Source organism: Novosphingobium sediminis, from assembly GCF_007991615.1.
Lineage (GTDB): Bacteria > Pseudomonadota > Alphaproteobacteria > Sphingomonadales > Sphingomonadaceae > Novosphingobium > Novosphingobium sediminis.
On sequence record NZ_BJYR01000006.1, the window covers coordinates 35,284 to 59,092 of the forward strand.

Annotated in this window: 21 protein-coding genes and 1 riboswitch; of the genes, 10 read left to right on the top strand and 11 right to left on the bottom strand. The window is 67.1% G+C overall.

Annotated features, from left to right (window positions below):
* Window positions 1-58 precede the first annotated feature (58 nt).
* Window positions 59-238: a hypothetical protein gene (locus NSE01_RS04345; protein WP_147158415.1), complete on the top strand. Its 180-nt coding sequence runs from the start codon at window positions 59-61 to the stop codon at window positions 236-238.
* Between the two features lie 23 nt (window positions 239-261).
* Here the strand turns inward: NSE01_RS04345 and NSE01_RS04350 are convergent, their stop codons facing one another.
* The 4 genes from NSE01_RS04350 to NSE01_RS04365 form a co-directional block, all read right to left on the bottom strand.
* Window positions 262-987: an ABC transporter ATP-binding protein gene (locus NSE01_RS04350; protein WP_147158416.1), complete on the bottom strand. Its 726-nt coding sequence runs from the start codon at window positions 985-987 to the stop codon at window positions 262-264.
* Window positions 984-1,958, bottom strand: a complete 975-nt coding sequence (locus NSE01_RS04355) for a FecCD family ABC transporter permease (RefSeq protein ID WP_147158417.1) — start codon at window positions 1,956-1,958, stop codon at window positions 984-986. Before NSE01_RS04355 ends, NSE01_RS04350 begins: the two co-directional genes overlap by 4 nt.
* A complete protein-coding gene (locus tag NSE01_RS04360) occupies window positions 1,955-2,896 on the bottom strand; it encodes an ABC transporter substrate-binding protein (protein WP_246135025.1) in 942 nt (313 codons plus the stop codon). The genes NSE01_RS04355 and NSE01_RS04360 overlap by 4 nt, the downstream gene beginning before the upstream one ends.
* An 86-nt stretch (window positions 2,897-2,982) precedes the next feature.
* The gene (locus NSE01_RS04365; RefSeq protein ID WP_246135026.1) at window positions 2,983-4,872 is read right to left on the bottom strand and encodes a TonB-dependent receptor plug domain-containing protein; all 1,890 of its coding nucleotides are present in this window, start codon (window positions 4,870-4,872) and stop codon (window positions 2,983-2,985) included.
* Window positions 4,873-5,097: 225 nt separating this feature from the next.
* Window positions 5,098-5,298: riboswitch (cobalamin riboswitch) on the bottom strand.
* Window positions 5,299-5,463: 165 nt separating this feature from the next.
* Between NSE01_RS04365 and NSE01_RS04370 the strand changes: the two genes are divergently transcribed.
* From NSE01_RS04370 to lpdA, 6 genes are all read left to right on the top strand, one after another.
* On the top strand, window positions 5,464-6,711 hold the full coding sequence (locus NSE01_RS04370) for a cell wall hydrolase (RefSeq protein WP_147158419.1): 1,248 nt from the start codon (window positions 5,464-5,466) through the stop codon (window positions 6,709-6,711).
* 192 nt (window positions 6,712-6,903) lie between these two features.
* Entirely contained in the window at window positions 6,904-7,290 is a 387-nt protein-coding gene (locus tag NSE01_RS04375; protein WP_246135027.1) for a hypothetical protein, read from the top strand.
* 219 nt (window positions 7,291-7,509) lie between these two features.
* Entirely contained in the window at window positions 7,510-8,472 is a 963-nt protein-coding gene (gene mdh / locus NSE01_RS04380) for a malate dehydrogenase (protein ID WP_147158420.1), read from the top strand.
* Between the two features lie 217 nt (window positions 8,473-8,689).
* Window positions 8,690-11,530, top strand: a complete 2,841-nt coding sequence (locus tag NSE01_RS04385) for a 2-oxoglutarate dehydrogenase E1 component (protein ID WP_147158421.1) — start codon at window positions 8,690-8,692, stop codon at window positions 11,528-11,530.
* Between the two features lie 26 nt (window positions 11,531-11,556).
* Window positions 11,557-12,771: a 2-oxoglutarate dehydrogenase complex dihydrolipoyllysine-residue succinyltransferase gene (odhB, locus tag NSE01_RS04390; RefSeq protein ID WP_147158422.1), complete on the top strand. Its 1,215-nt coding sequence runs from the start codon at window positions 11,557-11,559 to the stop codon at window positions 12,769-12,771.
* Between the two features lie 144 nt (window positions 12,772-12,915).
* Complete coding sequence (gene lpdA, locus NSE01_RS04395) at window positions 12,916-14,316, top strand: dihydrolipoyl dehydrogenase (protein WP_147158424.1); 1,401 nt, start codon at window positions 12,916-12,918, stop codon at window positions 14,314-14,316.
* A gap of 138 nt (window positions 14,317-14,454) precedes the next feature.
* On the opposite strand, the gene NSE01_RS04400 is transcribed toward lpdA, so the two are convergent.
* Window positions 14,455-16,653 carry a putative bifunctional diguanylate cyclase/phosphodiesterase gene (locus NSE01_RS04400; protein WP_246135028.1) on the bottom strand — a complete coding sequence of 733 codons (2,199 nt, stop codon included), beginning with the start codon at window positions 16,651-16,653 and terminating at the stop codon, window positions 14,455-14,457.
* 101 nt (window positions 16,654-16,754) lie between these two features.
* On the opposite strand from NSE01_RS04400, the gene NSE01_RS04405 reads away from it, so the two are divergent.
* Together NSE01_RS04405 and NSE01_RS04410 are read left to right on the top strand one after the other, a co-directional pair.
* Window positions 16,755-17,432, top strand: a complete 678-nt coding sequence (locus NSE01_RS04405; RefSeq protein WP_371863201.1) for a trimeric intracellular cation channel family protein — start codon at window positions 16,755-16,757, stop codon at window positions 17,430-17,432.
* Between the two features lie 2 nt (window positions 17,433-17,434).
* Window positions 17,435-17,857: a DUF2147 domain-containing protein gene (locus tag NSE01_RS04410; protein ID WP_170233761.1), complete on the top strand. Its 423-nt coding sequence runs from the start codon at window positions 17,435-17,437 to the stop codon at window positions 17,855-17,857.
* 63 nt (window positions 17,858-17,920) lie between these two features.
* Here NSE01_RS04410 and NSE01_RS04415 read toward each other — a convergent pair whose 3' ends face one another.
* The 5 genes from NSE01_RS04415 to leuC all read right to left on the bottom strand — a co-directional run bounded on the left by NSE01_RS04415 (window position 17,921) and on the right by leuC (window position 22,711).
* Window positions 17,921-18,919, bottom strand: a complete 999-nt coding sequence (locus tag NSE01_RS04415; RefSeq protein WP_147158427.1) for an NADPH:quinone oxidoreductase family protein — start codon at window positions 18,917-18,919, stop codon at window positions 17,921-17,923.
* A 76-nt stretch (window positions 18,920-18,995) separates the two neighbouring features.
* On the bottom strand, window positions 18,996-19,586 hold the full coding sequence (gene leuD / locus NSE01_RS04420; protein ID WP_147158428.1) for a 3-isopropylmalate dehydratase small subunit: 591 nt from the start codon (window positions 19,584-19,586) through the stop codon (window positions 18,996-18,998).
* Between the two features lie 64 nt (window positions 19,587-19,650).
* Window positions 19,651-19,827 carry a hypothetical protein gene (locus NSE01_RS21155; protein WP_170233762.1) on the bottom strand — a complete coding sequence of 59 codons (177 nt, stop codon included), beginning with the start codon at window positions 19,825-19,827 and terminating at the stop codon, window positions 19,651-19,653.
* 162 nt (window positions 19,828-19,989) lie between these two features.
* The gene (locus NSE01_RS04425) at window positions 19,990-20,940 is read right to left on the bottom strand and encodes an OmpA family protein (RefSeq protein ID WP_147158430.1); all 951 of its coding nucleotides are present in this window, start codon (window positions 20,938-20,940) and stop codon (window positions 19,990-19,992) included.
* Between the two features lie 334 nt (window positions 20,941-21,274).
* Entirely contained in the window at window positions 21,275-22,711 is a 1,437-nt protein-coding gene (gene leuC / locus NSE01_RS04435; RefSeq protein ID WP_147158433.1) for a 3-isopropylmalate dehydratase large subunit, read from the bottom strand.
* A 131-nt stretch (window positions 22,712-22,842) separates the two neighbouring features.
* Between leuC and NSE01_RS04440 the strand changes: the two genes are divergently transcribed.
* Entirely contained in the window at window positions 22,843-23,349 is a 507-nt protein-coding gene (locus NSE01_RS04440) for a sterol desaturase family protein (RefSeq protein WP_147158434.1), read from the top strand.
* A 105-nt stretch (window positions 23,350-23,454) separates the two neighbouring features.
* Here NSE01_RS04440 and NSE01_RS04445 read toward each other — a convergent pair whose 3' ends face one another.
* Window positions 23,455-23,805, bottom strand: coding sequence for a YbaN family protein (locus NSE01_RS04445; protein WP_147158435.1), 351 nt, complete (start codon window positions 23,803-23,805; stop codon window positions 23,455-23,457).
* Window positions 23,806-23,809 lie beyond the last annotated feature (4 nt).

Consider the following 23,809-nt stretch of genomic DNA (forward strand, 5'->3'; position numbering starts at 1 on the left):
GGAGGGCATGTCGAGAGAATACAAGACCTGCGTGTGGCAACGGGTGTAAGGCAGGGCCATGCAGGAGAACGACCATCATCGCAGGCCGCCGGCGGACCGGTTGTTTTGCCGGGGCGATGCTCCGCATGCCGCGCAGCCGGTGATGGAAGCCGGGGAACGGGCCCATTTTGCCGAGCATTTTGCGCGGGACTTCGCGGCGGCGTTGAGCGAGGCGCGGCGACTGCCCGAGGCGGACTGAAGCCCGCTTAGCACGCGAGGGCTTCAGAGCGACAGGGCGCGGGCTCCTTCGGGGCCGGTCCACCGGGCTGACACGCGCCAGACGTGCTCGATCACTTCTTCGGACAAGGCCGCGTGCGGCGGGCCATCTGCGGCGAGATGGCCATTATCGAGAACGATGACGCGGTCGGCGTGGTTCATCGCGTGGGCGAGGCTGTGGACGACGAGGACGACACCGGTGCCCTGATCGGCGAGCGCGCGGAAATGCCGGAGCAGCGCGGCGGCGTGGGCAAGATCGAGGCTGGCCAGCGGTTCATCGGCGAGGATCCATTGCGGGCTTCCCGCGAGGACGCGGGCGAGGAGGACGCGGGCGCGTTCGCCGCCCGACAGGGTGTGGATGCCGCGCGCAGCGAGATGGGCGCAATCGAGCGCGGTGAGCGCGGCAGCGACAGCGGCTTCGTCTTCGGCGCGCGAGGTGCGGTGGGGCAGGCGGCCGAGGCGGACGAGCGCTTCGACCGAGAGGTTCCACGCGGGCTCGGCATGTTGGGAGAGGTAGCCGATCTGCAGCGCACGGCGGTGCGGGTCCATGCCTGCGAGCGGCGTTTCACCGAGCTTTACGGGCGCGGGTTCGAGACCGGCAAGCACGCGCAGAAGGGTGGTCTTGCCGGCGCCGTTGGGGCCGCAGATGGCGGTGAGTTCGCCCGGACGGAGGGTGACGGAAACATCCGTCAGGCGGCCTGGAACGGTGAGGTTTGCGGCGCTCAGCTTCATGCAAGCTCGCTCCTGAACTGGAGCAGCAGGCGCAGAAAGAACGGCGCGCCGATGAGGCTGAGCGCGATGCCGATGCGCAACTCTCCGCCCGCGAGGGGGAGCAGGCGGCAGAGGCAATCGGCGAGGAGCAGCAGCAGCGCTCCGCCAAGGGCGCTGGGGAGGATCAGGCTGGAGGGGCGCTGATCGGTGTGGCGGCGCAGCAGGTGCGGGACGACGAGGCCGACGAAGCCGATGATTCCGGCGGCGGCGACCCCTGCCCCGACGACAAGGCCGGTGCCAAGCACCATCAGCCAGAGCAGGCGCCGGGGGTTGACGCCGAGCGAGCGGGCGGTTTCCTCTCCCAGCGTGAGCGCATCGAGCGCGGGGGCGGCGCGGGCGAGGAGCAGCAGGCCGAGCGCGGTGGGGGGCGCGGCGAGCAGCACATCGTGCCAGCTGCGGCTTTCAAGGCTGCCCATGAGCCAGGTGACGATCTCGCTCAAGGCGAAAGGATTGGGCGCGAGGCTGATGACGAGGCTGGTGAGCGCACCGGACAAGCTGGCGAGCATCAGCCCGGCGAGCGCAAAGAGCGTGGTGCTGTTGGGCCCGCTGGCATTGCCCGCAATCAGCGCGAGCGCGGCCATGGCAAGCGCGGCGCCGAGCAGGGCGGCGACGGGAAGCAGCACGCCGAGGCCGAGCGCGAGGCTGAGGACGGCTCCGAACGCGGCGGTGGGGGCGACGCCGAACAGGCCCGGATCGGCGAGCGGATTGCGCAAGTAGCCCTGCATGGCGGCCCCTGCCCCGCCGAGGCCTGCGCCGATGATCAGCGCGAGCGCGGCGCGGGGGGCGCGCAGTTCGGCCAAGATGACGAGCGCGTTGGGAGCGCCAAAGCCGGTGCCTGCCGCGAGCGGGTTCAGCCAGACCTGCCCGGCGAGGAGGCTGAGCGGGATGGCGATGGCCAGCGCGGCGATGAGGAGGGCGGTGGGGCGGGTCATCGCGGCGGGCGCTGTGTTTGCTGCTGCCCACCCCCGGCCCCTCCCGCATGCGGGAGGGGGGAAGAAAGGGCGACTTGGCTCCCCTCGCGCATGCGGGAGGGGTTGGGGGTGGACTGCAGCCCGCGCCGCACTTCGGCTAGGCGCTGGGCGGCGGGGATTATGGTCGGACCGGCGCAGTAGAGCAGGCGCGGATCGAGGGCTGCGCGGGCGGTGCCCTTGAGGTGGGTGAGCGCGGGATGCTTCAGGGCGCGATCAGAGCCGGCGGCGAGGATGACGCGCGGCGGATCGGCGAGGACGCGTTCGAGGGGGAGCTGGTCGGCCTGGCCGAGGCCGCGGGCGGCGGCGAAGTTGGCGAAGCCGGTGCGGCGGAGGAGTTCGGCGATCAGGGTGCTGTCACCGGGGACGATGCCGCCGGGCTCCCACACGAGCGCGGGGATTGTTGCGCGGTCGGCGGGGGTGGCTTGCGCGAGGGCGGTATCGATGCGGGCGATCAGCGCTTCGCCCTTGGCTGGGTTTCCGGCGAGCGCGGCGAGCCCGCGGATCTGGGCGCGGCTTTCCTCAACCGTGCCCGCGATGCCGAGCGTTTCGAGGCGGAGGCCGAGGCGCTGGTAGGCGGCGGCGGTGGCGGGGGGGACGAAAGTGCCATCGACCACCACGTCCGGGTGGAGGGCGAGGACTTCCTCGAGCGTGCCGCGCGTGGTGGGGTATCGGCTCGCCGTGGCGGCATCCATCGAGGCAGCACGCGGATCGGCGCTGTAGTGCGAGAGGGCGAGCAGCTGGCCGGGTGCGGTGACTTCGGCGAGGATTGCATCAGCGCAGGGGTTGAGGCTGACAATGGTTGGGAGGATGCGGGTGGTTTCGCGGCGGGTTTCGCTTTTGGGCTGCGGGGTGCAGGCGGTGAGTGCGACTGCGAGCAGGAGTGTTGCGGCGCGGCCCACCCCCAGCCCCTCCCGCATGCGGGAGGGGAGAAGAAATGGGCTCCCCTGCCGCATGTGGGAGGGGCTGGGGGTGGGCCTGCGCGGCATCAGTAGCTCACTCTAAGGCCCGCGAAGGCACCGCGACCGACGGCGCTGTAGCCGGCGGCGGTGGGGAGGCGGTTTTCGAACACGTTTTCGACGCGGGCGAAGAGCGTGAAGCGATCGTGCACCGGCAGGCTGGCGCGGAGCGTGGCAACCGCGCCGCCGGGGAGCTTGGCGGTGCTTGCCGCGTTATCGAAGCTGGTGCTGGTGAGGCGCAGGTCCGCACCGAGCGCGAGGTGGGCGAGCGGGGTCTCCCAATCGCCGCTGACGGTGAGCGCGTGGCGGGGACGGCGGGCAAGATCGTTGCCGGTCGCGAGATCGCGCGCGCGGGTATAGGTGTAGAGCGAACGCACGGTGAAGGCGGCAACCGGCTTCAGGGTGAACTCGGCCTCGAAGCCTTCGGCGCGGGCCTTGCCGACGTTGTCGTAGGTGCCGAAGGGGCGATTGGTGCAGATCGCGCTGGTCTGGCCGAAGCACGAGACGAAGGCGATCAGATTGCGGCTATCGCGGCGGAACGCGGTGACCGAGGCAGTGACGGTTTCGCCCTTGTATTCGAGGCCCGCATCGTAGCTGCGGCTGCGTTCGGGGCGAAGCGCGGCGTTGCCGTAGTCCGACAGGAGTTGGAACAGCGTGGGGGCCTTGAAACCCTCGCCGTAGCTGGCGCGCAGGCGCAGGCCTTGCGTGAGCCTGACCGTGCCGTTGGCGCCGAGGGTGGTGGCGTTGCCGAAGCGGCTGTGATCGTCATAACGCAGGCCAGCAGCGAGCGAGACGGCATCGGTATACCAGCCGAGCATGGCGTGGCCGCTGGTTTGGCGCGCGGTCTGGCGGGCATCGAAGGTGCCGGAATAGCGCGTCCATTCGCTGTCCGCGCCGAAATCGAGCGCGAAGTTGGCCGGAAGCTGCGCGCGGCCGGTGAGATCGGCGCGGTGGCTGCGGCCGCGGTAGCCGTAGCTGGGGGCGGTTCCGAATGTCGGGTCGTAGTAATCGCGCTTGGTATCGGACAGGGCGAAACCGGTGTTGAGGGTAAGCCACGCGCCTTCGTAGCGCAGGCCGGCGCGGCCGGAGAGCTGGCGGGTGATCTGATATTCGGGGGTATCGGCGAAGGTGTAGTCTGGCGCGGGGTAGCCGTCGATATCGGTGCGGGTATCGGCGTAGCGGGCGTTTGCCACGAACGAGAGGCCGGGAGTGAGTTCGAGGCGGGCTTTGCCGCCGAGGCGCCACTGGCGGAAGCCGTCGGGCTCGGTGCCGACGGCGGCGGCGCTGACGCCGTCGGTGGTGGTGTAGCCGCCGGTTAGCGAGAGGGCGTATCTTTCGCGCTTCACGCCTGCGGTGCTGTCGCCCGCGAAGCTGCCGCGGCTGCCACCTTCGGCCACGGCTTCCACGCCATTGAGTTCGCGGGTCTGGATCGCGATGACGCCGCCGAGCGCGGCACTGCCCCATGTGACCGAGTTGGAACCGCGCAGGACATCGATGCGTTCAATGCCGCCGGTGGTGAGCGTGCCGAAATCGAAGCCGGCGCCGGGGGCGGAGACGTCTTCGGCGCGGACGCCGTCGATGAGGACGAGGACTTGCTCGCTATCGGAGCCGCGCAGGCGCACGCCGGTGAACGCGCCTGGGCCGCCGTTGCGGCTAAGCGTGAGGCCGGGGACTTGTTCGAGTGCGCGGGTGATGTCGGGGCCCTGAAGGCGGGCGAGATCGGCGGCGGTGAGGACGGTGATCGGCTGGCCGGTCTGGTCGAGGCGCTGCGGGCTGCCGGTGGCGACTACGGTGATGAGGTGGGGATCGGCCTTGTAGTCTGCGACGACTATGTCGTCGGCCTGCTGGGCGAGCGCGGGGGTGGCGGTGAGCGCTGCGAGGGCCCACCCCGCTGCGACTAGCTTCGCTGCGCTCAGCAAGTCTCGCGGCCCTCCCCCCTTCGACAAGCTCAGGATGAGCGGGAGGGCGTGCTTGGGCTTGTTTTGCTCCCCTCCCGCTTGCGGGAGGGGTTGGGGGTGGGTGTTGTATCGGTTGTTCACGCGGTTTCTCCACGGGCCCATGGACGTTGCCGTCCATGGCGGGAGTGAGCGCGGGGCCTTGATGGCGCCCTTCTCTCGCATGCGTCCGGTACACCCCGCCCGGCCGCGGAACGACCACACACCGGCAGGTTTCCTGGCTCGCCCGGGTCATCGCCCCCTGCCCGCCTTCCCGGTTTCCCAGTGGCATAGTGGACAAGGCGCTATCCGGGCACAGTTGCGGGGGCAGCTCCGGGTGCAAATCCTTGAGGACTTGTCCGAATTCCCTCTTAGCCCGCTTGCGCGGGCACCGGTGGCGTCAGGTGGCTTGGTAGCGGCACCTGCACTTTGGGGCAAGACCCCTGCTTCAGGGCCACGCTGCGTTAACCCGATGGCAGGGGGGTGTGCCTTAGCGGGACGGGGTGAAATGGCAGGATGCAGAGCGCGGGGAGAGGCTCTAGCGCTGGAATGCCGCCTTATGAGTCTGCCTGAGTTATGCCGCTGATAATCGACTACCGGCCGGTGAAGCTGCCGCCCGAGGCCTTGGCGCCTCGGCGAGTGGTGGCGCCTGTGGTGGCGGTGGCCCCGAGGGCGGAAGCGGTGGTGGCGCCTCTGCCCACCCCCAACCCCTCCCTTAAACGGGAGGGGCTTTACAAGCGTTGGGCGGGAATCGCGGGGGTTGCGGTCATCGGCTTTGCGCTGTGGCTGGCTGGGCCGGGGTGGATCGCGCCGGGGGTCCCGACTGCGCAGGCGCGTGACGGCTTGCAGCCTTTCGAGCGGCCGGGAGACAGCTTTCCGGGTTCGGCGTTCTATTATCTGGCGAGCGATGACACGGGGATGCTGGCGCCCGATGCGGCGCGCGCCGCTTGGGATGAGCAGAGCCATCGTGACGATGCCATCGGCGCAACCGGGAGCGGACCGGCGGCGCGGCCGATCATGGCGCGGGGCACCAGCCTCGACCAATCGCGTGCGCTGCAGTGCCTGACTGCGGCGATCTATTACGAGGCGGCGAGCGAGCCCGATGCGGGGCAGCGCGCGGTGGCGCAAGTGGTGCTCAACCGCGTGGCGCATCCGGCCTGGCCCAAGACGGTGTGCGGCGTGGTCTATCAGGGGTCCGAGCGGCCGGGCTGCCAGTTCAGCTTTGCCTGCGACGGTTCGATGGCGCGGCGGCCGGTGGCGGCGTTCTGGGACCGCGCGCGGCGCGTGGCGGCCGATGCACTTGCGGGCTATGTCTATGCGCCGGTGGGCCTTGCCACGCATTATCACACATCGGCCGTGCATCCTTATTGGGCGGACAGCCTGAGCTTCATCGGCACGATCGGCGCGCACCGGTTCTATCGCTGGAGCGGCGCGGCGGGGCGGCCGATGGCCTTCAACGCGGTCTATGCAGGGGGCGAGCCGGTGGCGGCGCCGCATCCGCGCACATGGACACCGGCAGCGGCGGACGTGGCCGATCCGATCCAGCTGGAGAAGGCGTTCGAGGCGGGGCGGATCGAGGCGCTCAAGACGGCGCAGGCGGCTCCGGCAGCAGCCGGGCGCAATACGGCTTCGTTCGGACAGACACCGCTGCCGGGCTATGGGGCGGGCTATGGCGAACCGCGCGCGGCGGCGCCGAAGTTTGCGCCAGCGGTCGAAGCGCGCGGCGGCGATGCTCTCTACCGCGCCGGGCAGTTGCCGGGCGGCACAGCAGTCAATCCGGCATACGAGAATGCCGGCAAGTGGATTGCCCAGCCGGGCGGCTAAATTTAGTCCGATTCGGGTATAACTTGCCAGCGATGCGGACCGCCCGCGTGCTTAACCTTCCGATCAAATCTCTGTTTTTCATATAGTTATTTCTGCCTAGGTAGGGTTAGTCATGCCTTTACCCTAAGGGCGAACGGGCTGTTCACCCCCGCCTGCTATACCCTGCCTGTCGCGCAATCGAGGAGAGCACCCATGCTGCATTTTGCCCCGCGTTATGGGATCATCTCACCCTGCCTGCACTGGGGCCAGAACAGGCGCCGGAACAGGGATACGCTCCGTTCGCATGCCTTGCGGGCAGCGCGCGCGGCGAATGACAACGGCGCCGCGATTGCGGCCCGCAAGTCTGGCGCCAACGATTCCGAAGCGTACGACGAGGCACTGCTGGCCGCAGCGCTGCGCCTGTTTGCCGCGCACGGCCTGTCGGCAGCGCAGCGCGCGTGCGAGGCGGCGCAGATTGCCGCCGACGCAGGCGACAGCGCCAAGGCCGAGTGGTGGATCGCGGTCTGCGCGATGCTCGACGGACCGAAGGCCAAGGCCCTGCAAGGCGCGTTTGCGGCACGGGCCAGATCGCAGGCCTGAGGCGCTTTCCGGCACTATTGCTATTGCGAACTGTTATCACAAAAACCCACGCAGTGCGGGTTTTTGCGCCTTGCAATCACCATCCCGCAGGCCTAGGTCGCTCCTATCCGCTTGGATTCCTTCCCGTCATGCGGGACGCGGGAGGCCCTTATGGCGGTAGCTCTCGGGCGGCCATGCAGGGCCGCGTGTCCCGCGTATCCGGGAAAGGAATGCAAAGGCATGGCTCGCAAGAAAATCGCGCTGATCGGCGCCGGCAACATCGGCGGTACGCTCGCGCACCTCGCGGCGCAGAAGGAACTCGGCGATATCGTGCTGTTCGACGTGGTCGAAGGCGTGCCGCAGGGCAAGGCGCTCGATCTTTCGCAGTGCGGCCCGGTTGAAGGCTTTGACGCCAAGATCACCGGCTCCAACGACTATGCCGACATTGCCGGCGCGGACGTGATCATCGTGACCGCGGGCGTGGCGCGCAAGCCGGGCATGAGCCGCGACGACCTCCTCGGCATCAACCTCAAGGTGATGAAGGCGGTTGGCGAAGGCATCAAGAACAACGCCCCGAACGCGTTCGTGATCTGCATCACCAACCCGCTCGACGCGATGGTCTGGGCGCTGCGCGAATTTTCGGGCCTGCCGCACCACATGGTTGTCGGCATGGCGGGCGTGCTCGATTCGGCTCGCTTCAGCCACTTCATCGCCGACGAATTCAACGTCTCGGTCAAGGACGTGAACACGTTCGTGCTGGGCGGCCACGGTGACACGATGGTGCCGGTGACGCGCTATTCGACCGTGAACGGCATCCCCGTGCCCGACCTCGTCAAGATGGGCCTTTCGACGCAGGAGCGCATCGACGCAATCGTGCAGCGCACGCGCAGCGGCGGCGGCGAGATCGTCGCCCTGCTCAAGACCGGTTCGGCGTTCTATGCGCCCGCCACTTCGGGCATCGCGATGGCTGAGGCCTATCTGGGCGACCAGAAGCGCATCCTGCCCTGCGCGGCCTATGTCGATGGCCAGTACGGCGTGGACGGCCTCTACGTTGGCGTGCCGGTGATGATCGGCGCGGGCGGCGTGGAAAAGATCGTCGAGATCGCGCTGGACGATGCCGACAAGGCCGGCCTGCAGGTTTCGGTCGACGCGGTGAAGGAACTGCTGGTGGCTTGCAAGGGCATCGACCCCTCGCTGGCATAAGTCGGGCCGGGGCGCGAAGACCTGCCCGCAGCAGGTTCGCGCCCCGTTCAGATAAGTGGTTTTACGCAGGCGCAGCCATGCGCTCCCTTTGCAGAGATATGGTTAAAGCGGCCAATCCTGCGGGTTTTGCGTGGTTAGCATTTCGGGCGGCGCATTCCGCCCGCGGGAAAGCAAGCGGTCCGATGCCCCAACCTCCCCGGGGCAAGAGGAGTGACGTATGGGTTATGAAGAGCGCTCGTTCGAGGTGGACCTTCTGCAGGAGGGGCCGCAGGCGGGACCTTCGTGGGCTTCCAAGCGCTGGCCGGTGACTGATCCGGGCGCGGGCGACGACCTCACCCGCGCGCTCGATCCGATGGCACTGAAGCAGGAAATCGCCAAGGCGGCGAAGGCCGCTGGCGCGCCGATGGATGAAGCCGCGCTGGAAGCGGCGGCTGGCGCTTCGATCCGCGCGATGATGCTGGTGCGCACCTACCGCGTGCGCGGGCATCTGGCGGCGGACCTCGATCCGCTGGGCCTTGCGCGGCAGGAATTGCCGGCAGACATAACGCCGGAATACCACGGTTTTGTTGGCCCCGACCTCGACAAGAAGGTCTTCGTTGGCGGCGTGCTCGGCATGCAATGGGCGACCCCGCGCGAGATCGTGAACGTCCTCCAGCGCAACTACTGCGGCAAGGTCGGCCTTGAATACATGCACATCGCGGACGTGGAGGAGCGCAAGTTCCTGCAGGACCGCATCGAGGGCGGCGACAAGTCCATCGACTTCACACCCAACGGCAAGAAGGCGATCCTCGCCGCCGTGATCCGCGGCGAGCAGTACGAGAAGTTCCTCGGCAAGAAGTACGTCGGCACCAAGCGCTTCGGGCTTGATGGCGGCGAATCGATGATCCCGGCGCTGGAGGCTGTCATCAAGTATGGCGGCCAGCTGGGCGTGCGCGAGATCATCTACGGCATGGCGCACCGCGGCCGCTTGAATGTGCTCGCGAACGTGCTGGCCAAGCCCTACCGCGTGATCTTTCACGAGTTTTCGGGCGGCACCGCGAACCCCGAGGACGTCGGCGGTTCGGGCGACGTGAAGTACCACCTCGGCACCAGCACGGACCGCGAGTTCGACGGGATCAAGGTGCACATGAGCCTGCAGCCGAACCCGAGCCACCTCGAGACGGTGGACCCGGTGGTGCTGGGCAAGGCGCGCGCGCAGCAGGCGTTTCGTGATGACATCGGCAAGGGCAAGCACAAGCAGGTGCTCCCCATCCTGATCCACGGCGACGCGGCCTTCGCAGGGCAAGGCATCGTGTGGGAATGCTTCGGCTTTTCGGGCGTGAAGGGCTACAACACCGGCGGCTGCATCCACTTCGTCATCAACAACCAGATCGGCTTCACGACAAGCCCGCAGTTCAGCCGCGGCTCGCCCTACCCGTCTGACGTGGCGAAGGGCGTGCAGGCGCCGATCATCCACGTGAACGGCGATGATCCCGAAGCGGTGACGTTCGCGTGCAAGCTGGCGATCGACTACCGCCAGAAGTTCGGCCGCGACGTGGTGGTCGACATGTGGTGCTATCGCCGCTTCGGCCACAACGAAGGCGACGAGCCGAGCTTTACCCAGCCGCTGATGTACGCGCGGATCAAGCAGCATCCGGCGGTTTCGGAAGTCTATTCGCGCCGCCTGATCGAGCAGGGCGTGATCGACAAGGTGTGGAAGGGCGAGACCGAGGACCGCTTCGTCGCCACGCTGGAAACCGAGTTCGAGGCGGCCAAGAGCTACAAGGCGAACCATGCCGACTGGTTTGGCGGGCGCTGGAGCGGGCTGAACAAGCCGGCGGACCCGGAAACCGCGCGGCGCAACGTGGCGACCGGCATCGACCAGAAGCGCTTCGACGCGCTGGGCCGGACGCTGACGACGGTTCCGGAAGACCTCACCATCCACAAGACGCTGGGCCGCGTGATCGAGGCCAAAAAGGCGATGTTTGCGGAAGGCGAAGGCTTCGACTGGGCGACCGGCGAGGCGCTGGCGTTCGGCAGCCTGCTGACCGAGGGCTTCAACGTGCGGCTTTCCGGGCAGGATTCGGGCCGCGGCACGTTCAGCCAGCGCCATGCGGTGTGGGTCGACCAGACCAACGAGCGCAAGTACGTGCCGCTGACCACCCTGCCCCACGGCAAGTTCGAAGTGCATGACAGCCCGCTCTCCGAGTACGGCGTGCTGGGCTTCGAATATGGCTATGCCAGCGCGGACCCCAAGACGCTGGTGCTGTGGGAAGCGCAGTTTGGCGATTTCGCCAACGGCGCGCAGATCGTGATCGACCAGTATATCGCGGCCTCCGAAGCCAAGTGGCTGCGCGCCAACGGCCTCGTGATGCTGCTGCCACATGGCTATGAAGGCCAGGGGCCGGAGCATTCTTCCGCGCGGCTGGAGCGCTATCTCCAGCTCTGCGCCGAGGATAATATCCAGGTTTGCAACATCACCAGCCCGGCGAACTACTTCCACGTGCTGCGCCGGCAGATGCAGCGGCCCTTCCGCAAGCCGCTCATCATCATGACGCCCAAGAGCCTGCTGCGCCATCCGCTGGCAAAGTCGAAGGCTTCGGACTTCGTTGGCGAGGGGCACTTCATGCGCATCCTTTCCGACCTCAATCCGGCGGCAGACGCGGACACCAAGCGCGTTGTGCTGTGCAGCGGCAAGGTGGCCTACGATCTGATCGAGGCGCGCGATGCGGCGGGGATCACCGATACGCAGATCATCCGGCTGGAGCAGCTCTATCCGTTCCCGGGCGAGCCGCTGGCGCTGCGCTTTTCGCGCATGACCAATCTGGAAGAGGTCGTGTGGTGCCAGGAAGAGCCGAAGAACAACGGTGCGTGGTTCTTCGTGGAGCCGCTGATCGAGGACGCGCTCAAGGCATCGGGCAGCAAGGTATCGCGGCCGCGCTATGCCGGGCGGAGTGCGGCGGCATCGCCGGCGACCGGCCTTGCCAAGCGCCATGCGGCTGAACAGGCCGCGCTGGTGAGCAATGCGCTTTCGCTTTCGGTGCGCGGCGAACTGCGCCGGACCAAGAAGAAGGCCTGAACCCCTTTTCTGTGAGAGATTTCGACATGTCGATTGAAGTGAAAGTTCCGGTTCTGGGCGAGAGCGTCAGCGAGGCGACCGTCGGCCAGTGGCTCAAGCAACCGGGCGAGGCGGTGGCGCTCGACGAGCCCATCGCGAGCCTCGAGACCGACAAGGTGGCGGTGGAAGTGCCCTCGCCCGTCGCGGGGATCATGGGCGCACATGTGGCTGCCGAGGGTGACACCGTGGCGGTAGGCGCGCTGCTGGGCCTGATCGAGACGAGCGGCGTGGCGACTTCGCCTGCCCCGGCCCCGGCTGCTGCGGCTGCTCCGGCAGCGGCGGTTGCTGCGGATGATGCGGCGGCGCTTTCGCCGGCTGTGCGCCGTGCGGTGCTGGAGCATGGGATTGACCCGGCAACGGTCAAGGGCACCGGCAAGGACGGGCGGCTGACCAAGGAAGACGTGCTGGCGGCAGCGGTGGCCAAGCAGGCCGCGCCGGCTCCGGTCGTGGCGGCGCCCGCCCCTGCCCCGGCTCCGGCCCCGGTCGTTACCGCTTCGGGCGGCCGCAACGAAGAGCGGGTCAAGATGACCCGCCTGCGCCAGACCATCGCCAAGCGGCTGAAGCAGGCGCAGGAAACCGCCGCGATGCTCACCACGTTCAACGACGTGGACATGAGCGCGGTGATGGAAGCGCGCGCCAAGTACAAGGACGTGTTCGAGAAGAAGCACGGCGTGAAGCTGGGCTTGATGAGCTTCTTCGCGAAGGCATCGGTGCTGGCGCTGAAGGACATTCCCTCGGTCAACGCGCAGATGCAGGGCGATGAGATCGTCTATTTCGATTACGTCGATATCTCGGTCGCGGTTTCGGCGCCGAACGGCCTTGTCGTGCCGGTGGTGCGCGATGTCGACAAGATGAGCTTTGCGGCCATCGAGAAGGCCATCGCCGACTACGGCAAGAAGGCGCGCGACGGCACGCTGACCATGGCCGACATGGCGGGCGGCACCTTCACGATCTCGAACGGCGGCGTGTTTGGCGGGCTGATGTCCACCCCGATCATCAATCCGCCGCAGTCTGCCGTGCTTGGCTTGCACCGCATCGAGGACCGGCCGGTCGTCCGCGACGGGCAGATCGTGGTGCGTCCGATGATGTATATCGCGCTTTCGTACGACCATCGGATCATCGATGGCCGTGAGGCGGTGACGGCGCTGAAGACGATCAAGGAAGCGATCGAGGATCCGACGCGGCTGCTGATCGATATGTGATGGGGCGGGCGCTGCGCCTGCATCCTTCGACAGGCTCAGGATGAGCGGATGTTGTGGGGAGGCCGGGCAGTTCCTACCTGCCGAATGAACTTACGCCGCTCATGCTGAGCTTGTCGAAGCATGGATGCGCAACGGAGGCCGACCATGGCTGAATACGACTACGACGTCCTCATCATCGGTGCTGGCCCGGGCGGCTATGTTGCGGCGATCCGGGCGGCACAGCTGGGGCTGAAGGTGGCGTGCGCCGAGAGCCGCGCGACGCTGGGCGGCACGTGCCTCAACGTGGGGTGCATTCCTTCCAAGGCCTTGTTGCATGGATCGGAAAAGTTTGCCGAGGCGGTCGACGGCACGTTTGCGAAGTATGGCATCAAGACCGGGCCGGTGACGCTCGATCTGGGCGCGATGCAGCAGCAGAAGCTGGATTCGGTAAAGCAGCTGACGGGCGGGATCGAGTTCCTGTTCAAGAAGAACAAGGTGACCTGGCTGAAGGGCTACGCCTCATTCGTGGATGCGCACACCGTTTCGGTGAACGGCGAGACCGTGACCGCGCGGGATGTGGTGATCGCGACGGGTTCGAGCGTGACGCCGCTGCCGGGGGTTGCGGTCGACAACGACGAAGGGATCATCGTGGATTCGACCGGCGCGCTGGCGCTGGACCGCGTGCCCGAGCATCTCGTGGTGATCGGCGGCGGCGTGATCGGGCTGGAGCTGGGCTCGGTGTGGCGGCGGCTCGGCGCTAAGGTGACGGTTGTCGAATTCCTCGACCAGTTGCTGCCCGGCATGGACGGCGATGTGCGCAAGGAAGCCGCCAAGATCTTCAAGAAGCAGGGCATGGAGCTGAAGCTTTCCACCAAGGTCACGGGCGTGGCGGTGGACGGCCAGACGGCGACGCTGACGCTGGAGCCTTCGGCTGGCGGGGCTGTGGAGACGTTGACGGCGGACTGCGTGCTGGTGGCTATCGGGCGGCGGCCGAATGTGAGCGGGCTGGGGCTCGAGAAGATCGGGCTGGAGCTCAACAAGCGCGGGCAGATCGAGACGGACCATGATTTCCGCACTGCCGTTCCGGGCGTGTGGGCCATCGGCGACGTGATTCCGGGCCCGATGCTGGCGCACAAGGCGGAGGACGAAGGCGTCGCCGTGGCGGAGAACATCGCCGGGCAGACGGGCATCGTGAACCACAATGTGATCCCCGGCGTGGTCTATACGTTCCCCGAGATCGCGGGCGTGGGGCTGACCGAGGAAGCGGCGAAGGAAGCAGGCGAGATCAAGGTTTCCAAGTTCCCGATGCTGGCAAACAGCCGCGCCAAGACCAACCATGAGCCGGACGGCTTCGTGAAGGTGATCGCGGACGCCAAGACCGAGCGCGTGCTCGGCGTGTGGTGCATCGCTTCGGTCGCGGGTTCGATGATTGCCGAAGCCGCGCTGGCGATGGAGTTTGGCGCGACGGCGGAAGACATCGCCTATACCTGCCATGCGCACCCGACCCATGCCGAGGCGCTGAAGGAAGCGGCGATGGGGATTGGCGGGAAGCCGATCCATATCTGAGCGGGGGCTACGGGGTTTCCCGCCCTCTTTCGTCACCTGCGAGCGTAGCGAAGCAGTCCAGAGCGTTTGCGCATGACGCTCTGGATTGCTTCGTCGCTGCACTCCTCGCAATGACGAGGGGTTTGGTGTGGGCTGCGGCTACGCCCGCTTGCGGACTTCGACTTCGAGGAACTGCGGCGCGCTGCTGCTGACCATGCGGGCGGCGGTGGCGAGCGCGTAGGGGCTGGCGCGGTAGCGGGTGACGAGGCCGCCGGCGCCATCGCTGACGAGCGGGGTTTCGAATTCCACGCCGATGGTCGCATCTTCCGAGCGTGAGACGGTGACGACCGCGAGCTGGCCCGCGCCGAGATCAAGCACGAGGCTGGTGCCGACCGGAACGCCGACAAGCCCCTCGATCCCCGCGCCCGTGGCCGAGAGATTGCGCAGCAGCGCTTCGTAGCGGTGGTCTTCGTGGATGACGCCGATGCGGCGATAGACCGAGCGGCGGTCGGGCCGGTGGCGCTTGGGACCGTCAGGCGGAATATACAATTCACCCGCGGCCATGCGTTCGAGCAGGGCGGCCTGTTCGAGCGGATGGGAATAGAGGTAGCCCTGAATCAGCCGCGCGCCCTTGGCGCAGACGACATCGCGCTGGTCGAACGCCTCGACGCCCTCAACCGTGGTTTCCATGCCGAGCGCATCGGCAAGGCCGATGATCGCGGCGATGATCTTGGCGCTGTTCTGATCGCTGAGGGTGCAGCTTTCGACGAAGCTGCGATCGACCTTGAGCTTGTCGAACGGGGCGGCGCGCAGATAGCTGAGTGACGAATAGCCGGTGCCGAAATCATCGAGCGCGAGGCGGACACCCAGCAGTTTCAGGGCCTTGAAGGCGGCGTCGGTTGTCTCGCCATCGCCCATGAACACGGATTCGGTGAGTTCAAGTTCGAGCCGTTCGGGATCAAGACCGTTCGCATCGAGGACATCGGAAACGATGCCGGGAAAATCGGGATGCGCGAACTGCACCGCCGAGACGTTGACCGCGATGCGCAAGGGGTGCGGCCATGCTGCAGCATCGCGCGCGGCCTGGCGCAGCGCCCAGGCGCCGAGCTGGAGGATCATGCCGGTATCTTCGGCAACGGGGATGAACACCGATGGCGGGATCGCGCCGCGCTGCGGATGCTCCCACCGCATCAGCGCTTCGAAGCCGACGACGGCGTGGTCATCGGTGCGCACGACGGGCTGGTAGACCATCGAAAGCTGCGGGGCATCCCAGCTGTCGTCCGTCCCATCGACCGAGGCGATGGCATCGCGCAGCGCGTCTTCGAGCAGGCGGCGCTCTTCCTTCTCGTCCTTCAGATCGGACGAGTAGAAGCGGAACTGGCCGCGCCCGCCGTGCTTGGCGGCATAGAGCGCAAGGTCTGCGGCGCGGACGATATCCTCGCGCTCTGTGCCATCGAACGGGGCGATGGCCATGCCGATCGAGACGCCGATGACGACGTGGTTGTCGTCGATCTGGTAGGGCTGCGAGATGAGGCCGATGATCTTGTCGGCCAGTTCGCCAAGTTTGCCGCGATCTTCCTGATCGGCGAGCAGGATCTGGAATTCATCGCCGCCCAGACGGCCGATCTCGCCCGCCGTGCCGACGACTCGGGTGAGGCGCTGGGCAACCTGGCGGAGCAGCTCGTCACCGGCGGGGTGGCCGAGCGTATCGTTGACCTGCTTGAATCGATCGAGATCGAGCATCATCAGCGTGGCCGGGCGCATGGTGCCCTTGAACGCGGCGAGCATCGAATCGAAGCGGCGGGAGATGCGGTGGCGATTGGCGAGGCCGGTGAGCGAATCGAATTCGGCGAGGCGCGAATCCTCGATGCGGCGTTCGTATTCCTGCGTGATATCGCGCGCGCTGCCGCGATAGCCATGGAAGGCGCCCTCACTCCCGGGCTTTGCCACATCGATCTTGGGCTGGCCGGAAAGCGCCCACCACGCCGGGCGCGCACCGGGCGCGCAGCGCGCGGGAACGAGCCGGACGGTCACGTCGCTGAGGCGCGAGTGCGCACCGAAGAGGAACTGCAGCGGCCGGTCGGACCGTTCGCCCGGGTTCTCCGGATCGGTTTCGAACAGGCTGGTAAAGGGTTCGCCGATCAGGGTTTCAGCGGAAAGGCCGAAGCGTTCGCAGGCTGCGGGGGAGATGTAGCTGAGGCAGCCAGCGGCGTCGGTCGCCCAGAACCAGCCGGAATGACCGCGCTCGATATCCTCGAAAACCGCCATCCGGACCTGGGCGCGCTGCGCCGCTTCGTCGCTCGGGGGCGGCGCTTGTGACGGCTTTGTACCGTGCCAGGTCTTGAGCAGATTCTTCACTGGGCGCACAGAGCCTGTTGGAGAAAAGGACCGGTTCCGGACTCATCCTAAGCAGGGGTTGGTTACTTTCGTCCTAAGTGGAGCGTTAAACCGTGCATTCTATTCTTGCCCTCTCCCTGCCCGTGACAGCGCGCCTGCCAGCATCGGATGTGTTCGCGCTGATTGCGGCGTTGGACCCGGCGGGCATCGCGATAACGGCGTTGAGCGGGGCGCTGCTCGCGGCACGGATGCGGCAGACGTTCGTGACGATGGCGTTCTTTGCGGTGGTGACGGGCGTGGGCGGCGGCACGGTGCGCGACCTGCTGATCGGGGCGCCGGTGTTCTGGGTGCACAACGCGTGGACGGCGCCGGTGTGCCTTGGCGTGGCGCTGATGGTGTGGTTCAGCCCGGCGCGCTGGTGGCAGGGCGAAAGCACGCGCATGATCGAGTGGGCGGACGCGGCGGGTCTTGGCGCCTACGCCGTGCTGGGCACGGCCAAGGCGCTGGCGCTGGGCGTGGCGCCGGTTCCGGCGGCGATGATGGGCGTGATCACCGGCTGCGTGGGCGGGGTGATCCGCGACGTGATCGCCGGGCGGCCCTCGATCATCATGCGGCCCGAACTTTACGTGACGCCCGCTGCGCTCACCTCGGCAATCTGCGCGGGTGGACATATGGCTGGGCTGGACAAGATGATCGTATGGCCACTGGCGGCGCTGGCGGGCTTTGGCCTGCGCGGCGCGGCGATTCATTGGCAACTGGGACTGCCCGCCTATGGGCCGAAGGGAAACGGGGAGAAGTGACGGTGCGCAAGGTTTGGATGGCCGGAGCGGCGCTGCTGATGGCAGCGGGTGCAGGCGGCGCGGCAGAGCAGGCGAGCCCCTATGGCACTTGGCGCACGCCCGAGCGCGGCGGGCTGGTCGAGGTTTCGCAGTGCGATGGCGGGCTGTGCGGCAAGATCCTTGGCGGCGCACCGGGGGCGGCTCCGGAAGACCGGCTCGACCGCAACAACAAGAACCCGGCGCTGCGCGGGCGGCCCTTGCTGGGGATGTATATCTTTCGCGGGCTGAAACCGGCGGGCGGCAGCTGGAAGGGTTCGATCTACAACCCGAACGATGGCGGGACTTATTCAGCGACGGTTTCGCTGAAGGCGCCCGGCACGCTGGAAGTGAAGGGCTGCGTGGTTTGGCCGCTGTGCAAGACGCAGGTTTGGGCGAAGGTGAAGTAGAAGGAAGGGCCCACCCCCGGCCCCTCCCGCATGCGGGAGGGGGGAAGAAGCTGGCTCCGTCCGTTACTCCATCGTCACGACGACTTTGCCCACGGCCTTGCGGTCTGCCAGCATGGCGATGGCTTCGCCGCCGCGCTCCAAGGGGAAGCGGGCGGAGACGCGGGGGTTGATCTTGCCCGCCTTGAGGAGGTCGAACAGTTCCGCCACATGCTCGGCGTTCTTCTGCGGTTCGCGCGCGGTGAAGGCGCCCCAGAACACACCGCAGACATCGCAGGACTTGAGCAGCGTGAGGTTGAGCGGGAGGCGCGCGATGCCGGCGGGGAAGCCGACGACGAGGAAGCGGCCTTCCCACGCGATGGCGCGCAGGGCGGGTTCGGAATAATCGCCGCCGACGATATCGTAGACGATGTCCGCGCCGTTGGGGCCGCAGGCGGCCTTGAACGCGTCGGCGAGGGCCTTGCTGGCATCCTTGTCGAAGGGCGGGCGGCCGTAGATCACGACATCGTCCGCACCGGCTTCGCGCGCGGCGGCGGCCTTTTTCTCGCTGGAGACGGCGGCGATGACGCGGTTGCCATAGGCCTTGCCGAGCTCGATGGCGGAAATGCCGACGCCGCCGGCGGCGCCGAGGACGAGCATGGTTTCGCCAGCCTTGATCCGGCCGCGATCCTTGAGGCCGTGGATCGTGGTGCCGTAGGTCATCAGGAGCGAGGCGCCGGTTTCGAACGAGACGCCTTCGGGCAGCGGGAACATGCGGCCCTGATCGAGCACGACCTTTTCGGCAAGGCCGCCGTTGCCGCACATGCCGATCACGCGGTCACCCACCTTCCACTGGGTGACGCCCTCCCCCACGCTTTCGATGACGCCGGAGAGTTCACCGCCGGGCGCATAAGGGCGCTGCGGCTTGAACTGGTACATATCGCGGATCATCAGCGTATCGGGGAAGTTGATCGCGCAGGCCTTGACCGCGACGACGACCTGACCGGGGCCGGCGACGGGCGCGTCGATCTCGTCGAGGGTCAGGGTTTCGGGGCCGCCGACGGCGTGGGTGCGCAGGGTTTTCATTGATCTCTCCGGTGCTTTGGTTGGCACCTTTGAGCCATGTTTTGGCGGGCTTGGGAAGCCCTATTTAAGCGCGTGGTTAAGCCGGGTGGACAAGGAACGGGCGTTCCGCGCTGGCCTTGGCTTCGTAGGCGCTGATCGCATCGCCGCGGGCCATGGTGAGACCAACCTCGTCGAGGCCGTTCAGCAGGCAGTGCTTGCGGAAGGCGTCGATCTCGAACGTGAAGCGGTCCTGGAACGGGGTCGTCACGGTCTGGGCTTCGAGATCGATATGGACAGGCTCTGTGGCCGCGACTTCCATCAGGCGGTCGATCGCTTCCTGCGGGAGGACCACGGTGATGATGCCGTTCTTGAAGGCGTTGCCCGAGAAGATATCCGAGAACGAGGGCGCGATGACGGCCTTGATGCCGAGATCAAGCAGCGCCCACGCAGCGTGTTCACGGCTGGAGCCGCAGCCGAAGTTGTCACCCGCAATCAGGATCGGCGAGCCCTTGAACTCGGCGCTGTCGAAGATGTTGTCCGGATCCTTGCGCAGCGCCTCGAACGCGCCGCGACCGAGGCCCTCGCGGCTGATCGTCTTCAGCCAGGCGGCAGGGATGATGACGTCGGTATCGACGTTCTTGCGGCCGAACGGAATGGCGCGGCCATCGATGGTGCTGACAGGTTCCATGGCCTGCGCCTTAGCCTCTGGAATGCGGGAGATGCAAGGGCGCGCTTGCCGCCCTGCCCTGCCCTTAATCGGTATCGATCGGATCAACGGGAGGCTTGGGCTTGGCCTTTTCCGCGCGTTCCTTGCGGCGCGAGGAATAGAGGAGAGCCGCCGCGAGCGCGGCAGAGCCGATCGCGGCACCGGCGATGGCCGCAGGGCCGGTCCAGCTGTTGGTGCTTTCCTTATCGGTCTTCTTGGTCACAGGTGTGCTCCTTGATCCCGCCTGCCTTTGAAGTGGCCTCGGTCAATCGCGATTGCAAGCGGGCGGAGGGGGCTATCCGCAGGTGTGTGTGCGGAGGAAACCCACCCCCAGGAGGGGAGAAACGTGGCCCCCTCCCGCACGCGGAAGGGGGCCACGTTCAGATCACATCCCGTCGACGGCCTTGCTGACCATCACGTTGACGGCAACGCGGCGGTTCTGCGCGCGGCCTTCGGGCGTGGAATTGTCAGCCAGCGGGTTGGCGGTGGCCATGCCACTGGGGGTGAGCATCTTGTAAGGCTTCCAGCCGCAGGCCTGCTGCAGGTAGTTCACCACGCGGGTGGCGCGCTGATCGCTGAGGCGCTGGTTGAGATCCTCATTGCCCTTGGAATCGGCATAACCGACGACGAGCAGCACCGCGTTCTTGATGCCTTGCGCCTGCGTGGCCGTGGCGCAGAGATCGGCCTTGCCCTGCGGGGTGAGCTGCGTCTTGCCCGAGGCGAAGTTCACGTTGGTGGTGCTCTTGATGTTGTAATCGTCGATATCGCCGAAGCGGGTGCGCAGCGCCTCGGTCATCTGGCGGACTTCGGCGGTGGCAGCGGACTGCTCCTCGAAGCCCTGCTTGGTGCCGGTGCGGATCATGTTGGCGATCTTGAGATCCTTGTCCTTGAACTGGATATCGGCCGCCATCAGCGCATCGCCGGATTGCAGGGTGTGGACCGTGACCGGCAGACCATTGAGCAGCGAGTTCGCCGCAAGCTGCTGGCGGCTCATGCCGAACAGGCCCTTGCTCGAGCGGATCTTGGTGAGATCGTTGACGTTGACGATGGTCTTGGTGCCATCGTCAGCGGTGACTTCCATCCGATCGGCGCTGCGGCGCGAGATCACACCCTTGATGTCCGGCCCCTTGGGGAGCGACGCGGGATCGCCGGCAGTGGGGGCGACGGTGGTGCTGATTTCGCTGCTGGCGGCGGGTTGGGCCTGGGTCTGGGGCTGGGTCTGGCTCTGATCGACCGGCGGGAGTTCCTGCGCCAGCGCCGAGAGACCCATTGGCATCGAAGCGACCAGCGCTGTCGCGAGGATCAGGCCGGTCTTTCCGGGATTGAGGGCACGCATCGGGTTACTCCTTCAAAAACTGTCATGACGCCGCGCGGGGCGCCGCGAGGGGAAGCCGACAGCTCCGCAGCAAGGTTTTGCGGCATGAAGATGAACGGCTTCGGGTTCTTCCCTGCTGCAGCAGGCTTTCTCCCACATGAACAGACAGGTTCAGACGGGGCGCGGCGAGGTTGCGCCGTGCGGGTGCTGCGGCAGGGCGTTGTGCGCGGGGGCAAACGCCTGAATCGGCGCGATTTGGCGCTGTCGACCAGCCGTGCACGGGGCAAGGCGGGACGACATCAGAACAGGACGAGGCGAGCAGTGAGCGCCGCGGGAGGTGGAGTCGGAGGGCGCCTCAGACCAGTTCGCGCACATCCGTGAGCCGGCCCGTGACCGCTGCCGCTGCCGCCATCGCGGGCGAGACGAGGTGCGTGCGCGCGCCGGGGCCCTGACGGCCGACGAAGTTGCGGTTGGACGTGCTGGCGCAGCGTTCGCCCGCAGGAACCTTGTCAGGGTTCATGCCGAGGCAGGCCGAACAGCCCGGTTCGCGCCATTCGAGACCGGCTTCGATGAAGACTTTGTCGAGGCCTTCCTCTTCGGCCTGCTTCTTCACGAGGCCCGAGCCGGGGACAACGATGGCCCAGGTCACGTTCGGCGCTTTCTTGCGGCCGCGCAGCACGGCGGCGGCGGCGCGCAAGTCTTCGATGCGGCTGTTGGTGCAGCTGCCGATGAAGACATTCTGGATCTCGACCGAGGACAGCGGCTGGCCGGGCTGTAGCCCCATGTAATCGAGGCTGGCGCGCGCGGCGGCCTGCTTCGAGGCATCCGCGAAGCTTTCGGGCGCGGGGACGAGGCCGGTGATGGGGAGGACGTCTTCCGGGCTGGTGCCCCAGGTGACGCTGGGGGCGATGTCCGCCGCATCGATCACCACGGTCTTGTCGTACTTGGCGCCGGCATCGGTGGCGAGGCTGCGCCACCATGCGACGGCCTTGTCCCAATCCTCACCCTTGGGCGCATAGGGGCGGCCCTTCAGGTAGGCGAAGGTCTTGTCGTCCGGGGCGATGAGGCCGGCGCGGGCGCCGTGTTCGATCGCCATGTTGGAGACGGTGAGGCGGCCCTCGATCGAGAGGTCGCGGATGACCTGACCGGTATATTCGATGACATGGCCGGTGCCGCCCGCCGCGCCGAGCACGCCGGTGATGTGGAGGACGACATCCTTGGCGGTGACGCCGGGGAGCAGCGTGCCTTCGACGCGGACTTCCATCGTCTTCGCGCGCTTGAGCAGCAGGGTCTGCGTGGCGAGGACGTGCTCCACTTCGCTGGTGCCGATGCCGAAAGCGAGCGCGCCGAGGCCGCCGTGGCAGGCGGTGTGGCTATCGCCGCAGACGATAGTGGCACCGGGGAGCGAAAAGCCCTGCTCCGGCCCGACGACGTGGACGATGCCCTGCTCCACATCGGCATCGCCGATGTAGCGGATGCCGAAGGCGGGCGCGTTGGCTTCCAATGCTTCGAGTTGCGCCGCGCTTTCGCGGTCGGCGATGGCGACGCGCGCGCCCTTGGCATCGCGGCGGGCGGTGGTCGGCAGATTGTGATCGGGCACCGCGAGGGTGAGATCGGGGCGGCGCACCTTGCGCCCGGTAAGGCGCAGCGCCTCGAACGCCTGCGGGCTCGTCACTTCATGGACGAGGTGGCGGTCGATGTAGACAAGGCTGGTGCCATCGTCGCGATCCTCGACGACATGGGCGGCCCAGATCTTTTCGTAGAGCGTGCGGGGTGCGGAGGTGCTGGTCATGGGCTGGGCGCTAGACCCGGTACGAAGAGTTTTCAAGTCGCGGCGGGGGCAATCGGCGCAATTTTGTTACCCATTGGGCTTGCCCGAGAGGATGGCTGGGAACGCGGCGCGCGGTGGTGTAGGGAGCGGCCATGATTCAGTTCCTGATCGTGTTCGCGACCGTGTGGGCGATGGAGTTCGTCGCCTGGAGCAGCCACAAGTATGTGATGCACGGCTTCGGCTGGGCGTGGCACCGCGACCATCACGAGCCGCATGACGGCTTCTTCGAGCGCAACGACCTTTATGCAGTGGTCGGCGCGGCGATTTCGATCAGCGGGTTCATGTGGGGCAGTCCGCTCATCGTGGGCACCTATGCGTGGTGGCCGGCGACGTGGATCGGCGTGGGCGTGCTGATCTACGGGATCATCTATACGCTGATCCATGACGGCCTCGTCCACCAGCGCTGGTTCAAGTATGTGCCGCGCAAGGGCTATTTCAAGCGGGTGGTGCAGGCGCACAAGCTGCACCATGCGACCATCGGCAAGGAAGGCGGGGTGAGCTTCGGCTTCATCATCGCGCTCGATCCCGCCAAGCTGAAGCAGGAACTGCGGCGGCAGCGCGAGGCGGGGATTGCCGTGGTGCGGGACGCGGTGGAGTGATCGAGTAGGCCCACCCCCAACCCCTCCCGCAAGCGGGAGGGGAGTTGATGGAAGCGCCCCTCCTCCCTTCGACAAGCTCAGGATGAGCGCGAGGGGAGAAGAAAGCTATTCGTTGCGGGTCCAGATCCAGCCGCCGGAAAGCGCCATGACGGCGAGCGGGATCAGCACCCAGGGCCAGCCGGCGGTGAGGCCGGTGACGGCGACGCTGATACCCATCGCGATGAGCGCGGCCCACTTGGCGCGGCGGGGGATGGCGCGGCGTTGGCGCCAATCGAGCAGCAGCGGGCCATAGGTGGGGTGATCGAGCAGGCGCTTTTCCCACGCCGGGTTGCCGCGTGCGAAGCAGAACAGCGCCAGCAGCAGGAACGGGACGGTGGGCAGCAGCGGCAGGACCGCGCCGACCGCGCCGATGCCGACGAACATGAGGCCAGCCGCCGTCCAGATGTGACGGCGCACCCGG

Coding starts and splice junctions, on each gene's coding strand:
- NSE01_RS04425 (WP_147158430.1), bottom strand. CDS start 20,940: ATGCGTGCCCTCAATCCCGGAAAGACCGGCCTGATCCTCGCGACAGCG.
- NSE01_RS04355 (WP_147158417.1), bottom strand. CDS start 1,958: ATGACCCGCCCCACCGCCCTCCTCATCGCCGCGCTGGCCATCGCCATC.
- leuD (WP_147158428.1), bottom strand. CDS start 19,586: ATGGAACCTGTCAGCACCATCGATGGCCGCGCCATTCCGTTCGGCCGC.
- NSE01_RS04375 (WP_246135027.1), top strand. CDS start 6,904: ATGCTGCATTTTGCCCCGCGTTATGGGATCATCTCACCCTGCCTGCAC.
- NSE01_RS04370 (WP_147158419.1), top strand. CDS start 5,464: ATGCCGCTGATAATCGACTACCGGCCGGTGAAGCTGCCGCCCGAGGCC.
- leuC (WP_147158433.1), bottom strand. CDS start 22,711: ATGACCAGCACCTCCGCACCCCGCACGCTCTACGAAAAGATCTGGGCC.
- NSE01_RS04440 (WP_147158434.1), top strand. CDS start 22,843: ATGATTCAGTTCCTGATCGTGTTCGCGACCGTGTGGGCGATGGAGTTC.
- NSE01_RS04385 (WP_147158421.1), top strand. CDS start 8,690: ATGGGTTATGAAGAGCGCTCGTTCGAGGTGGACCTTCTGCAGGAGGGG.
- odhB (WP_147158422.1), top strand. CDS start 11,557: ATGTCGATTGAAGTGAAAGTTCCGGTTCTGGGCGAGAGCGTCAGCGAG.
- NSE01_RS04350 (WP_147158416.1), bottom strand. CDS start 987: ATGAAGCTGAGCGCCGCAAACCTCACCGTTCCAGGCCGCCTGACGGAT.
- NSE01_RS04345 (WP_147158415.1), top strand. CDS start 59: ATGCAGGAGAACGACCATCATCGCAGGCCGCCGGCGGACCGGTTGTTT.
- mdh (WP_147158420.1), top strand. CDS start 7,510: ATGGCTCGCAAGAAAATCGCGCTGATCGGCGCCGGCAACATCGGCGGT.
- NSE01_RS04415 (WP_147158427.1), bottom strand. CDS start 18,919: ATGAAAACCCTGCGCACCCACGCCGTCGGCGGCCCCGAAACCCTGACC.
- lpdA (WP_147158424.1), top strand. CDS start 12,916: ATGGCTGAATACGACTACGACGTCCTCATCATCGGTGCTGGCCCGGGC.